This window comes from Exiguobacterium sp. BRG2 (assembly GCF_031844245.1).
In the GTDB taxonomy this organism is placed as follows: domain Bacteria; phylum Bacillota; class Bacilli; order Exiguobacteriales; family Exiguobacteriaceae; genus Exiguobacterium_A.
The window spans coordinates 48,878-61,579 of the sequence record NZ_JAUZUW010000009.1; the positions used below are offsets into that span (position 1 = coordinate 48,878).

The following is a 12,702-nucleotide window of genomic DNA, read 5'->3' on the forward strand; positions in this document are numbered from 1 at the left end:
CACACCCTATGCTATAATGATGTCGCAAATCTACAATAAAGGAACGAGCCTATGGGAATCGAACTCTTAAAACAAGAACATTATCGTATTTTTGATCAAACGTCACTCGGAACTGCTCTCCATGCGACACAATCGTTTGCGATGGACGACACATTATGTGCCTCTGTTGCAACAGAAGGAGCCGCACTCCGCTCTTGGATTCACCACGAAACCGTCGTCCTCGGCATCCAGGATGCCCGTCTTCCTCATCTTGCTGACGGTGTAGCCGTTCTGCATGAACATGGTTTCTCGCCCGTCGTCCGTAACTCAGGTGGTCTTGCCGTCGTCCTTGATGCCGGTGTCTTGAATATTTCGCTCGTCCTACCGGAACGCGGTGGGATCGATATCGACAGTGGTTACGAAGCGATGCTTGCGCTCGTCCGCCATATGTTCGCGCAAGAAACAGACGCGATCGTCGCTGGTGAAGTCGTCGGATCGTATTGTCCCGGTTCTTATGACTTGTCGATTGCCGGTAAAAAGTTCGCCGGTATCTCGCAACGTCGTGTTCGTGGCGGAGTCGCTGTCCAAATCTACCTTTGTGTCAATGGAAGTGGAAGTCAACGCGCCGCTTTAGTCCGTGACTTTTACGCGGCAGCGCTTCAAGGTGAGACAACAAAGTTCATCTATCCGACCGTCGTGCCGGAAACGATGGCGTCACTCGAGGAACTGCTTGGTACTTCCTTAACGGTCGAGGAGTGCTTACGTCGTGCGTATGAGGCGTTACTTGCGCTCGGCGCTGATTTGACGCCCGCGACGTTGACGGAACTCGAGAACGAGCGTTTCGGCGTCAACTTGAGTCGGATGCTTGATCGAAACGAAAAAGCCCTAGGTTAAGAAAGGAGAGAGCGTGATGATCCGATTGATCACAGATAGTGGTGCTGATGCACCAAAAGACATGTTAGATGCTTATGATTTTACGGTCATGCCATTTGGCGTATTGATCGACGAAGACACGTTCTTCGACGGAGAATCGATATCTCCGAAACAACTGTATGATAAGATGCGTGACGGTGCAGCACCGAAGACATTCCAGGTCGAAGTCAGCCGGATGGTCGAGGTGTTCACGCGTCATTTCGAACAAGGGGATCCCTTCCTCTATCTCGCTTTTTCAAGTGAATTATCTGGAACATACCAAACCGCGAAGATGCTCGCAGATGAACTTGCCGAAAAATATCCGAACGTCCCCTATCTCGTGCTCGATACGAAAACCGCTTCGACAGGACAAGGATTGTTCGTTCTTGACGTCGCAGAATATGCGAAGACGCATTCGTTTGAAGAAACAGCGGCTTATGCTGAAGCCAAGGTGAATACGATTCGTCATCTGTTTACAGTCGAATCACTCGAATATTTGATGCGCGGTGGACGCGTTTCGCGAGCTAGCGCCTTCATTGGTGGTCTCTTATCGATCTTACCGCTGTTGACAGTCGAAGACGGGAAGTTGATTCCAAAAGAGAAAATCCGAGGTCAGAAAAAGGTCATGAACCGGATCGTCGAGTGGATGGAAGAAGCACGTCCTGCGATTGACGGACACCGAATCATGATTGGTCACGGGGATTCAATCGAACGGGCAGAACAGTTAAAACAATCGATTGAAGCACAATTCTCACCAAGCGAAGTCATCTTGACGATCGCCGGCGCAGCCATCGGTTCACATACTGGACCGGGACTTGTCGTCATTGGGTATGACCTTCCACGTTAACGGCATTCATTCTTACTTCATTAAACGAGGCTGACTCAAAAAAAAGAACGACTCGTCTGTTCACGCCCTTTCCTCAGGCGAGACACAAGCCAGTTTTCCTGCTTCATTCAAGCAGGAAAGCGGGTCTTGTTTGTCTCTGACAGCGCATAAATGCGCTTATTCCTGTAGGAGTTGCGTGTGACGCGTCATTCTTTTTATTACGAGATAGGGGTGGCAGATCATCATTCTGCCACCCCTATCTTTGTAGAGACTGACTTTTGAGTCAGCTCCGTTTTTTATGAATTGTATCCGAAGAACAGCAGTGCCATGCTTAATCCAAGCGAGGAGACGATGAACACGATCGCCATCCCACCCATTCCGAAGACTAACAGTTTCGGTAAATCACGTCGCTTCTTAAGAAGGGCTGTCAATAACCCGACGTTGATCAAGAAGACGACAACGAACGGGAGCAACAACATCCAACGCTCTTGCAGTAACGCTAAACCATCCATGATGAGATATCCTTTCAGAAACTACTTCTACTAGTACATAGTAATGATATCAGTCTTCTGTTTTCGACGCTGCCACCGCATCATGGGAATTCAAGTTGACCGTCAACGGCTTTGCTGTTCCTTTACCAGAGAAGTTCTCGATCAACTCTTTGACATCTAACCCTGATGAGGCTTTTAACGTCTCTTGTAGTGACGCCATCAAATCTGTCGCGTACCCTGTGACACGGTTCGCACCGCCACCTTCACCACTACCTGTATCGACGACCGTGATCTTATCGATGTTACCGAGTGGTGCTGCAATCTCTTTCGCGTATTCTGGCATCATCCGAATGACCATGTCAAGGATTGCTGCTTGTCCGAATTGTTCGAACGCCTGCGCGATTTTTTCTTTCGCTTCCGCTTCGGCAAGACCTTTCAAACGAATGATGTCTGCTTCTGTTTCCCCTTGTGCTCGCTCAGCGTCCGCTTTCGCAAGACCATCCAGACGAATTCGTTCTGCATCCGCTTTTGCCGATGCCTCGATCCGGTATTTCGTTGCATCTGCTTCCGCATATTGCTTCGCACGGTCCGCTTGGGCAGCTTGCTCAATCGAGTAACGATCGGCATCGGCACGTTTTTTGACTTCCGCATCGTATTGTTTCTCACGACGGAGGATTTCACGTTCTTCGAGCTCGATTTGTTTTTGACGCTCGATGATTTTGATTTGCATCTGTTGCTCGGTGACTTCTTGTTGCGCACGTGCATTCTCAAGATCATACGCTTGGTCGGCTTTCGCCTTCGCGATATCTTGTTCGCGGCGGTAGTCTGCCATCTTCAACTGATTTTCTTTTTCCGCTTCAGCGATTTCCGTTGCACGTTCGAGTTCTGCTTTTTTCGCATCTTTTGAAGCTTCCGCTCGTTTGATGCGTGTCTCTTTTTCAGCGTCTGCCGTTGCGATGTCCGCATCACGGCGCACCTGTGCAATCCGTGGTTTCCCTAGTGATTCTAAATATCCATTTTTATCTCGGACGTCTTTGATCGTAAACGAAACGATGACGAGTCCCATCTTCGCCAGGTCTTGAGACGCGACCCGCTGGACTTCTTGCGAGAACTTATCGCGGTTCTTATAAATTTCTTCGACAGTCATCGAACCGAGGATCGAACGCAAGTGCCCTTCAAGAACTTCACGCGCTTCCCCTTCGCGCTCTTCTTTTGATTTTCCGAGGAACTGCTCTGCTGCTGTTGCAATCTCAGAAATCGAACTGCCAATCTTGATGATCGCCGTTCCATCAGCCATGACCGGTACACCCTGCTCCGTGTACACTTCTGGTGTCGTGACTTCGAGTTTACTCGATAACAAACTGAGTGGTGTTGCTTGTTGGAAGACAGGTAACACGAATGTTCCGCCGCCGCGAATAATCTTCACCCGGTTGCCGGACTCATCGGTATTAACATTGCGTCCTCCAAGATAACTACCGGATACGATTAATGCTTCTTCCGGACCAACCGTTCGGTACTTCGTGATGAATAGGACAATCAATGCAACGATCAATGCTACTGCAACGATCGATACGATTAACACTGGATTCATGTAAACATCTCCTTTTTCCATTGTTGGGGGTACGTCACGACAGACGCGACGCCTTGTTTCATCTCGATAACAAGTACCTTTGTTCCTTGTGGTAAGGCAGGACCTTCAAACAGGACGGCTGACTTCGATACACGTCCTGAGACGTCATCAAGTAAAATTTCACCATATCCTTCAGTCGGAATCGGCACGATGACGGTTGCGCTACGCCCTTCTAGCATCTGTTCCGAAAATCCAAGCGACTGTTCGGCTTGTGCCATCGGAACGAACAAAAAAATATGCATCAGCGTCGTCACTAACAACGCGATGACACTGCTGATGATCAAAATCAAAATTGAACCAAGCGGACTCAGTTGTTCGAGTCCGAAGCCGATCGCTGACGTGATGATGACGAAAGATAAGATCAACGTAGGATGGAAAATTTGATCGACACCCGGAATGACGTCTGAGAATAAGATGGACACAAACACACCACAAGCAGCGGCCGCTAACGCATATAAATAAAGTGTACTAACGTCCATTTTCGTTCACCTCGATGTAAGGATGTGAACCATACAGTTCGTGATAAGCCCGCTGATACGCAGTCCGGTTTTCTTCATACAATAAACGAGCCAACTCTTTGTCTCGCTGATCAATCGCCTCTTCTTGACGACGTAAGTATTTTTTTTGCGCGGCAAAATGACGTGCTAATCTTGCCTCAATCGACGGTTCTCGTTCACGCGGCAACTCCTGTTTCATCGCTCCACTCCTTTCTGAAGTACTGGCTTTCTCCCTCTTCTACGCAAACCATCTAGAAAATGTTTCAAAATGAATTCCATTTCTTTTCCTTTCATTAAATAAAAAAACGTTCGTCCCATAAATAGGACAAACGTTTTTGACTAACAAGTATTTATGAGCGGTCGGGACGTCGGACGATTAGTCCGTAATAAAGGACGAGTGCCAAACAATCAAGCGTCATGATAATCAGCCCCATCGGAACGGCCGATTGCTCCCCCATGATGCCGACAAGTGGTGACACGAGCGAACCGACGAGCATCGGGAGTAAACCAAGAAGTGCCGAGGCACTTCCAGCCGTTGCTCCGTAGTTTTGCATCGCTAAGGTAAAACCGAGCGTTGAGATCAAACCAACGCTTGAGACGACGAAAAAAAGTGGAATCATGACGAAAATCAATTGGTCCGTTAACGTTAAAGCGAGGAACAAAAAGATACTTGCACTCGCAACAACCGTCAAGCTGATTCGCATCAGACGTTCTGAATCAACTCGACCAGCAAGACGTCCAGCGATTTGAGCCGCTAAAATGATTCCGATTCCGTTTAAGCCGAACAAAAAACTGAACTGTTGCGGCGAAGCGCCATAAATATTTTGTAAGACGAACGGTGAACCGGAGATGTAGGCAAACATCGCGCCCATGACGAATGCTTGCGCAAACGCATAGCCGATGAAGACACGGTCCGTCAACAAACGTCCGAATGTCTTCAGCGTCGTCGTCAAATTCCCTTCAACGCGTCTTTCGAGTGGAAGTGTTTCCGGCAAACGCAGTGCAACAGCGAGCAACATCAACGTACTTAAAATCGCCAGCAAGTAAAAGACAAAATGCCAGTCACCGAACCGAAGCGACTGTCCCCCGATGACGGGGGCGAGAATCGGTGCCGTTCCGTTGACGAGGGACAAGGCAGCAAAGAACCGCGTTAATTCCGGTCCTTCGAATAGATCGCGAACGATTGCCCGGGAAATGACAATTCCTGACGCTCCGGCTGCCCCTTGGATGAAGCGCAGCGCAATCAACACTTCGATCGTTGGTGCCATCGCACACGCAAGAGAAGCGAGCAGATACGCAAGTAAAGCAATCATTAACGGACGCTTACGTCCACGAACATCACTGAGCGGACCAACGATCAATTGTCCGAGCGCCATTCCGAGCATACAAGCCGTCAAACTCAATTGGATCAGTGACGCACTCGCATCAAACGAGCGTGACATATCCGGAAAAGCAGGTAGATACATGTCGATCGAGAGCGGTCCGAGTGCAGCGAGTGAACCGAGGATCAAGATCAACGTCAAGCGGCCTGGTGTCATCGTCGTCTTTGTCATGACGTCACGTAATCCAAATCATGCAAGACATAAGCGAGGAAAAAGACGACCGATGGATTTTCATATGTCATCTGTACCTTTTTGAGTTGGGCCCGATAACCGGTCTCATACTCGACCCCGTTCAACTTCCGTTCCATGTTCATTTTAATCAACGCATCGAGTTTATCGATCACATCAACCATCTGTCCTTCGTATGTCTCGTCTTTTGCTTCCACGACGAACCGACGGAATGGTACTCGGATTTCTTTCGGTAAATTATTGATCAACGTCTCTCCTTCTGCCCGTTCGTAAGCTTCGAAGGCTGCTGCTGTGACCGGGGTCGCATGTTTGACAGGTCCGAGAACATCTCCCGTCGTGCCTTCAACGAGATCATGGCATAACAGACGGGAAACGACTTCTTCGATATCAATCGTGACGCCGTATTTTTCTGATTCAATCAGACCATTGAAGATACCAAGCGAGGCTGCTCGAAACGCATGTGTCGCGTCGTTATCATCAATCGTATTAAAACGTCCTTTCCAGCGCCGAATCGTATCCATCATCAAGACGTTTTCGATAAAATGAGACATCTCGTCCTCTTCCATGACCGACTGTGTCAAGCGACGGATTGAAGCGAGTGGGTGTCGTTCCAGAACAGCCTGTAATTCCGCTGCTTTTTGTTCGAAAAAGACGGACTCTGTCATCCGTGCTTCCCGGCGTGCATATAACATCGCATCAAACGTATCGATGGCTTCAACAATTCGTCCTTCCGGTGAATCATCCTCTGCATGAACAAGATACGTCGTAAAGGCTGGTTGAAGCGACTTCGAGAGTAAGGCGACGAGCTGTTCACTCGCCTGTTGTTCCATTGCCTGAATGTGTGCATGTAGCGTCGGCTCTTTTTTCGTCCGGTGTTTGATTGGTCCGGTGATGACCTCGTTCATGTCATGGAATAGGGCTTTTCCGAGCAATGTCAGGCGGTCGACTGGTGTTTGTCCGTCTGCTTCTTCTAAATAGCTTGCCATCAAACTGAATAAGGCAACACGAAAGCTATGACTGGCTGCGTTATCCGGAAAACGTGGTGCATATTCATCCCACCGTGGAACGTTTTGCATCCGCGTCAGCATTCGAATGAAATTACCATTTTGCATGAAATCTCTCCTAACGAAAGACGGACAGAGAGTACCCTGCCCGCCATTGTATTATTTTGCTGATTTGGTTGAACTGCTTCCGCTACGGAACCAACCAATGATTAAAATCAGAGCAAGTACGACCCAGAAGATCGTTTGCCATAGTGTACTCTCTGGAAACTCATGCGGCAAGACGTCGATCGACGGATGCGCGAGTGTCATGACGACGAGTTTTACGCCAACCCATGCGACGAGCCAAAAGGCAGCTTCTTCGATACCTGGTCGCTTTTGGAGCAAGACAACGAACCAACTCGCAAAGTAACGCATAATGACGAGACCAATGATCCCACTGAAGAAGACGACCCAGAATTGTCCTGTGTTCAGACCACCGATCGTTCCTCCGATCATCGGTAATGTCGTTGCCATGGCGACAGCAGCAAGTGTCGAGTCGACAGCAAACGCCAAGTCAGAGAACTCGACTTTAACGACAGTCCACCAAAAGTTCGGTGAGGCTTTTTGTGAGGCAATTGAATCTGGTACTTGGTGTTTATTCGATCGAGCCTCGACGATTCCTTTAAACGCGACGTAGAAAAGGTATATCGCCCCGAGTGCTTGAAGTTCCCAAATCGTCGCTAAATACGAAGCAAAGAAGATTGCGACGAAACGTAAGACAAGAGCTCCGACAAGACCATAGAAAAGTGCTTTTTTGCGTTGATCGTCCGGTAACGGTCGGACGAGGACAGCCATGACCATTGCATTATCAGCAGAAAGTAACCCCTGCAAAATGATCAGTACGAGCCCGACGGTCGCATACTGTGTAATTAATCCAATATCCATACTAACGAATCCCCTTTTTTGTTCAGTCTATTTATTATATGCCGGTCGATCGGAAAGAAAAAGATGAAAGCTCGACTGAAGTACTTAACCTTGTGTTTTATTCCCATTGTTTAAGAAAACCTAACACAAAAAAACGACCCGTCATCGACGGATCGTTCCATTTCTTATAAGTTTTGATCGACTTTCTTTTCAGCATCTGGATTTGGTTTCGTTTTTGGTGAAGAGAACCAACCCCAAAGGGCAAGACCGACCATGACTGTCCAGAAGAATGCCTGCCACGGTGTACTGTGGGCGAATCCTTCAGGAAGTTTCAAGGCTTCAAAGATCGTTCCTTCGATTGATGCGTGGTATTTCGGGTGTTCAAGCGCCAGAACGGCTAGCTTCACACCGACCCAAGCGACGATTGCAAAGGCTGCTGTTTCAAGACCCGGACGCTCTGCGAGCAACTTCACGAATACACGTGCAGCGAACCGCATCAAGACGACACCCATCAAACCACCCGTCAGGATGACGATGAAGTGACCCGTGTTCAAACCACCGATTTCGCCCGATCCCCAGTCCGGGAGAGCAACGGCAAGGGCAACGGCTGCAAGAATCGAATCGACTGCGAACGCTAAATCTGCGAATTCGATTTTTGCGACTGTCCGCCAGAATTCACCTTTTGAAACTGGCTCTTCCGACTTCGGTTCTTCATCGAGTTCATTTTCAGCCCCGTGGTTCTCACCGAGCTTTCTGGCTTTAACGGTCTTATAAATATGCCGTAGTCCCATGATGAGCAAGTACGCCGCTCCAAGTGCTTGGATTTGCCAAATGTCTACGAGGAACGAAATCGCGAACAGTGCCGCGAATCGTAAGACGAATGCTCCAGCTAATCCATAAAAAAGTGCTTTCTTTTGTTGTTCTCCTGGTAAGTGCTTAACCATGACCGCGAGTACGAGTGCATTATCTGCCGAAAGTAATCCTTCAAGCGCGATCAAGACGAGTACGACCCAAGCATATTGAAGTAATAACTGCCAATCCATCCCTGTCATCCCTTTCTCTGACTATCTGTAAAATCAAAAATACATTGTATGACTATGACAAAAACAATAATTACACGTTCACCTGAACATATACTATAGGATAATATACCCGATTGCAAGCATGTTATTCCTCCGGCTATGGAATGTGTCGATTTTAAGTCGTGCGAGTTTCGTTTATCGAACGTTCGTGATAAAATTCAAGACAACACTTCTAGTAATGAAACGATGAAACACATTTGCGGAATCATCAGACTTGCTCGTCTCTAGCATTCCTGTCATGTTATTACTATTGAAACACTACAAAAGGACAAAGGGGCCCATAAACATGTCTACCTACCCGATTACATTACCAACGAAAGAAGAGCGCCATAAGCTGTTCGGTTCGGTACCACCAATCAAAGGAACAAAACCGACTGAAAAAGATAAAATGGTCGACTTGCAAAATACACCGAAGAACTTCCTGTTCGCACTTGACGCTGTTGGAATCTCAAACGTTAAACATCCTGTCGTCATCCAGGACGGGGATGAAACACAAGCGACAGTCGCGACGTTCGAGTTGTCGACGTCACTCGTACAAGACCGTAAAGGGATCAACATGAGTCGCTTAACGGAACAACTTGATCAATACCACAACGAAGGTTGGACAGTCACGAATGAATCACTCATTCAATTCGCGCGTGATTTAGCGGACCGTATGGAACAAACAGAAGGTCAATTGACGATTCGTTACCCCTGGTTCTTTACACGTAAAGCACCTGCAACGGGACTTAGTGGGTTGATGAATGCCGAAGTATGGCAAACGGTCAGCGTCAACACGGAAACGAATGAAGCGACATTATCTGTCGGCTTAACGATCAACGTTACGACACTTTGCCCATGTTCGAAAGAAATCAGCGAGTACAGTGCCCACAACCAACGTGGCTACGTCACGATGGAAGCTTCGTTACGTGATGAAGCAGAAGACTTTGACTGGAAACAATCATTGCTTGATGCGGCTGAATCAAATGCTTCTGCCCCACTTCACCCGGTACTCAAACGTCCGGATGAAAAACGCGTGACAGAGATGGCATACGAAAATCCACGTTTCGTAGAAGACATGGTGCGCTTGATTGCTGCCGACCTATACGAAATGGATCCAATTGCTTCGTTCTACGTCGAATGTCGCAACGAAGAAACGATTCACCAACATGATGCAATCGCACGCATCACGTTCGATAAAGACGCACAATAAGCAAGCTCGCCGTACTTCCTCTCCACTAGAGGGAGTACGGCTTTTTTGTTTATCGGCATTGCCCTTCGTTTTGCGAGCGTTTACACTTAACTCGAATGGAGGAATGCATATGTTGGAACTGATTCCTTTTTTACTCGAGCGACTTGGTATCATGATCATCTTAGCGTTCATCCTCGCCCAGTGGGGACCGACACGACGGCTACTGCGTCAACCGGAAGCAGGTTGGCAATTCCGTGTCCTCGTCTTGTTTTTTGCGACGTATGGGATCTTAAGTAACTATACAGGGGTCAAAGTCGACTTAGCAGAATTCTTGCCCCATGCTTGGCTCGAAGAGGTCGACGGAACATCGGCAATCGCGAATACACGAACGATGATCGTCGTCATCAGTGGGTTACTCGCTGGTCCACTTGGTGGATTGATGACTGGACTGATCGTCGGGATTCATCGGTATTCCCTCGGCGGGTTCACAGCATTTGCTTGTACGCTTTCGACCGTCATCGCCGGTGGTGTCAGTGGATTACTTCGCTCTTACTGGCGTGACCGACTCGGCAGCCAAGCCTTGTTACCTGTTTGTCTGACCGCTTTTTTGATGCTATTTGAAATGTCATTGATTTTACTGTTTTCTCGTCCCTTTGATGCGGCTGTCGAACTCGTCCAGTTCATCTTCTTGCCGATGACACTCATTAACGTCCTTGGCGTCTGGTTATTTTTATCAATCATCCGCCTTGCTGCGCGAGAAGAAGAAACCGTCCGTGCACGAGAAGCCGAACGATCGTTGCATATCGCCGATTTGACGCTTCCGCATCTGACGCGTGGTCTACATATCCATACGGCAGAAGCTGTCGCGGAAATTCTGTTGCAGCAAACACGAGCCGAAGCCGTCTCCTTGACGGATCAATCCGTTATCCTTGCCCACCTTGGCATCGGAAGTGATCACCATCAAGCAGGTAGTCACTGGACGACAAAACCAACCGAACATGTTTTACAGGATGGACAAGTTCGTCTTGTGACGGAACGACTCGATATCGGCTGTCCCGTAACGGATTGCCCACTTCAAGCGGGCATCATCGCTCCGCTCATCGTCGGGGAAACGACGATCGGGACGTTAAAAGTCTACTATCCGCACGCCGAACTGCTCGACGCCGTGGAAGTCGAACTCATTGAAGGATTAGCAAAACTGTTTTCTACACAACTGGCACTCGGGAACGCACAGCGCCAAGCTGATTTACTGAAGGATGCCGAGATCCGGGCACTCGAAGCACAAATTCATCCACACTTCCTGTTCAATGCCATCAATACGATTTATGCACTGTGCCGAACGGATGTCGAACAGGCACGGACATTGTTGCTCGAATTATCAACGTTTTTCCGTAGTAACCTCCAAGGAGCACGCTCGACGAAAATTCCGCTTCAAAAGGAACTCGAGCATATCGAGGCGTATACGTCTCTTGAAGCTGCTCGTTTTCCAAATCGACCGTTCCTCGATATCGATTTAGCGGAAGAGACGACGTCTTTACTCGTTCCCCCGTTTATCTTACAACCGTTGATCGAGAATGCGTTCCTTCACGCTTTTTTAAATGAGCAGACGGGATATGTCGGGGTGACGGCGTGGTGTGAGGCAGATCAACTTTACCTCGAAGTCGTCGATAACGGACGCGGGATTGAAGCTTCTCGTCTTGCTCGTCTCGGTCGAGAAGTCGTTCCGTCTTCTGGTACCGGTACCGCGTTATTCAATACGGCAGAACGGATTCGAACCCTGTACGGTGAAAAAGGACAGTTTACGATCACGAGTGACGGTCAAAACGGAACGACGATCACAATTCGCCTTCCCATTGAAGTCAGAAAGGAGAACCAGCATGCGCACCTTGTTGATTGAAGATGAACCGCTCGCACGTGACGAGCTCTGTTATCACGTAACCGCAGCCGGTCTTGAAGTCGTCGGAGAAACCGGCAGTGTCGAAGAAGCGGAACGACTCGTCCGCTCCCTTCAACCCGACTTAGTCTTTCTCGATATCGAGCTGACGGACGGAAGCGGTCTTGAAGTCGCCAAACGCTTGAAGTCGATGCCACGTCCTCCGGCTCTTTTGTTTGTAACGGCATATGATGCTCATGCACTTGAAGCCTTTGAACTTAATGCCTATGACTACATCTTGAAACCGTATGATCCAGCACGGATCGTGCGCGCCATCGAAAAAGTCGCACGACCGCTTCCGAAAAAAGCACCTCGCCTTGAACGTTTAGCTGTCGAAACGGGAGATCGACTCAAACTCTTATCTCCGCAAGATATTGATTACATCGTCGCTGAAAATGGGAAAACGAAAATCGTAACGGAACATGAAGCGTATCCTTCAAACGAGACCTTACTCGAACTTGAACGAAAGCTTCAAGATCATCGGTTTTTACGGGTTCATCGCTCGTATCTCGTGAACTTATCAGCAATTGACGCGATCGAACCTTGGTTTAACGGGGCTTACAACTTAAAGATTCATCAAATCGATGTGCCGGTCAGTCGGACGTATGTCAAACTATTGAAAGAAGCGCTCGGTATTTGAGCGCTTCTTTTTTGTGATTCAAGGTCCTTTTTCAACCTTTCATCGTACAAAATCGACAACTCA

13 protein-coding genes are annotated in these 12,702 nt (G+C 48.3%); 5 read left to right on the forward strand and 8 right to left on the reverse strand.

The features are described from left to right. Positions 1–51 precede the first annotated feature (51 nt). Positions 52–873 carry an octanoyl-[GcvH]:protein N-octanoyltransferase gene (lipL, locus tag Q9R23_RS11985; RefSeq protein ID WP_311247122.1) on the forward strand — a complete coding sequence of 274 codons (822 nt, stop codon included), beginning with the start codon at positions 52–54 and terminating at the stop codon, positions 871–873. Between the two features lie 16 nt (positions 874–889). Then, a complete protein-coding gene (locus tag Q9R23_RS11990; RefSeq protein WP_214856224.1) occupies positions 890–1,738 on the forward strand; it encodes a DegV family protein in 849 nt (282 codons plus the stop codon). 275 nt (positions 1,739–2,013) lie between these two features. Here Q9R23_RS11990 and Q9R23_RS11995 read toward each other — a convergent pair whose 3' ends face one another. The 8 genes from Q9R23_RS11995 to Q9R23_RS12030 all read right to left on the reverse strand — a co-directional run bounded on the left by Q9R23_RS11995 (position 2,014) and on the right by Q9R23_RS12030 (position 8,856). After that, complete coding sequence (locus tag Q9R23_RS11995) at positions 2,014–2,229, reverse strand: hypothetical protein (RefSeq protein ID WP_214856225.1); 216 nt, start codon at positions 2,227–2,229, stop codon at positions 2,014–2,016. A 49-nt stretch (positions 2,230–2,278) separates the two neighbouring features. Continuing rightward, positions 2,279–3,799, reverse strand: a complete 1,521-nt coding sequence (locus Q9R23_RS12000) for a flotillin lipid rafts scaffold protein FloT (protein ID WP_029343201.1) — start codon at positions 3,797–3,799, stop codon at positions 2,279–2,281. Continuing rightward, positions 3,796–4,317: an NfeD family membrane protein gene (locus Q9R23_RS12005; RefSeq protein WP_214856226.1), complete on the reverse strand. Its 522-nt coding sequence runs from the start codon at positions 4,315–4,317 to the stop codon at positions 3,796–3,798. Before Q9R23_RS12005 ends, Q9R23_RS12000 begins: the two co-directional genes overlap by 4 nt. Beyond that, on the reverse strand, positions 4,307–4,534 hold the full coding sequence (locus Q9R23_RS12010) for a hypothetical protein (protein WP_035411379.1): 228 nt from the start codon (positions 4,532–4,534) through the stop codon (positions 4,307–4,309). Before Q9R23_RS12010 ends, Q9R23_RS12005 begins: the two co-directional genes overlap by 11 nt. 151 nt (positions 4,535–4,685) lie before the next feature. Further along, positions 4,686–5,888: a multidrug effflux MFS transporter gene (locus Q9R23_RS12015; protein WP_311247123.1), complete on the reverse strand. Its 1,203-nt coding sequence runs from the start codon at positions 5,886–5,888 to the stop codon at positions 4,686–4,688. After that, positions 5,885–7,018 (reverse strand): YfbR-like 5'-deoxynucleotidase, encoded by a 1,134-nt coding sequence (locus tag Q9R23_RS12020; protein WP_290756145.1) that lies wholly within the window; start codon positions 7,016–7,018, stop codon positions 5,885–5,887. The genes Q9R23_RS12015 and Q9R23_RS12020 overlap by 4 nt, the downstream gene beginning before the upstream one ends. A gap of 51 nt (positions 7,019–7,069) precedes the next feature. After that, complete coding sequence (locus tag Q9R23_RS12025; protein ID WP_035411388.1) at positions 7,070–7,834, reverse strand: TerC family protein; 765 nt, start codon at positions 7,832–7,834, stop codon at positions 7,070–7,072. Between the two features lie 164 nt (positions 7,835–7,998). Next, the gene (locus tag Q9R23_RS12030) at positions 7,999–8,856 is read right to left on the reverse strand and encodes a TerC family protein (protein ID WP_290782742.1); all 858 of its coding nucleotides are present in this window, start codon (positions 8,854–8,856) and stop codon (positions 7,999–8,001) included. A 325-nt stretch (positions 8,857–9,181) separates the two neighbouring features. Here Q9R23_RS12030 and folE2 point away from each other — a divergent pair, with 325 nt between their 5' ends. The 3 genes from folE2 to Q9R23_RS12045 all read left to right on the forward strand — a co-directional run bounded on the left by folE2 (position 9,182) and on the right by Q9R23_RS12045 (position 12,639). Further along, on the forward strand, positions 9,182–10,087 hold the full coding sequence (gene folE2, locus Q9R23_RS12035; protein ID WP_311247124.1) for a GTP cyclohydrolase FolE2: 906 nt from the start codon (positions 9,182–9,184) through the stop codon (positions 10,085–10,087). Positions 10,088–10,196: 109 nt separating this feature from the next. Beyond that, positions 10,197–11,963 (forward strand): LytS/YhcK type 5TM receptor domain-containing protein, encoded by a 1,767-nt coding sequence (locus tag Q9R23_RS12040; RefSeq protein ID WP_311247125.1) that lies wholly within the window; start codon positions 10,197–10,199, stop codon positions 11,961–11,963. Further along, positions 11,944–12,639 (forward strand): LytR/AlgR family response regulator transcription factor, encoded by a 696-nt coding sequence (locus tag Q9R23_RS12045; protein WP_311247126.1) that lies wholly within the window; start codon positions 11,944–11,946, stop codon positions 12,637–12,639. Before Q9R23_RS12040 ends, Q9R23_RS12045 begins: the two co-directional genes overlap by 20 nt. The last annotated feature ends 63 nt before the right edge of the window (positions 12,640–12,702 follow it).

What these genes read in the sequence shown, in the direction of transcription:
- lipL (WP_311247122.1), top strand. Translation starts at nt 52, where the DNA reads ATGGGAATCGAACTCTTAAAACAAGAACATTATCGTATTTTTGATCAA.
- Q9R23_RS11990 (WP_214856224.1), top strand. Translation starts at nt 890, where the DNA reads ATGATCCGATTGATCACAGATAGTGGTGCTGATGCACCAAAAGACATG.
- Q9R23_RS11995 (WP_214856225.1), bottom strand. Translation starts at nt 2,229, where the DNA reads ATGGATGGTTTAGCGTTACTGCAAGAGCGTTGGATGTTGTTGCTCCCG.
- Q9R23_RS12000 (WP_029343201.1), bottom strand. Translation starts at nt 3,799, where the DNA reads ATGAATCCAGTGTTAATCGTATCGATCGTTGCAGTAGCATTGATCGTT.
- Q9R23_RS12005 (WP_214856226.1), bottom strand. Translation starts at nt 4,317, where the DNA reads ATGGACGTTAGTACACTTTATTTATATGCGTTAGCGGCCGCTGCTTGT.
- Q9R23_RS12010 (WP_035411379.1), bottom strand. Translation starts at nt 4,534, where the DNA reads ATGAAACAGGAGTTGCCGCGTGAACGAGAACCGTCGATTGAGGCAAGA.
- Q9R23_RS12015 (WP_311247123.1), bottom strand. Translation starts at nt 5,888, where the DNA reads ATGACAAAGACGACGATGACACCAGGCCGCTTGACGTTGATCTTGATC.
- Q9R23_RS12020 (WP_290756145.1), bottom strand. Translation starts at nt 7,018, where the DNA reads ATGCAAAATGGTAATTTCATTCGAATGCTGACGCGGATGCAAAACGTT.
- Q9R23_RS12025 (WP_035411388.1), bottom strand. Translation starts at nt 7,834, where the DNA reads ATGGATATTGGATTAATTACACAGTATGCGACCGTCGGGCTCGTACTG.
- Q9R23_RS12030 (WP_290782742.1), bottom strand. Translation starts at nt 8,856, where the DNA reads ATGGATTGGCAGTTATTACTTCAATATGCTTGGGTCGTACTCGTCTTG.
- folE2 (WP_311247124.1), top strand. Translation starts at nt 9,182, where the DNA reads ATGTCTACCTACCCGATTACATTACCAACGAAAGAAGAGCGCCATAAG.
- Q9R23_RS12040 (WP_311247125.1), top strand. Translation starts at nt 10,197, where the DNA reads ATGTTGGAACTGATTCCTTTTTTACTCGAGCGACTTGGTATCATGATC.
- Q9R23_RS12045 (WP_311247126.1), top strand. Translation starts at nt 11,944, where the DNA reads ATGCGCACCTTGTTGATTGAAGATGAACCGCTCGCACGTGACGAGCTC.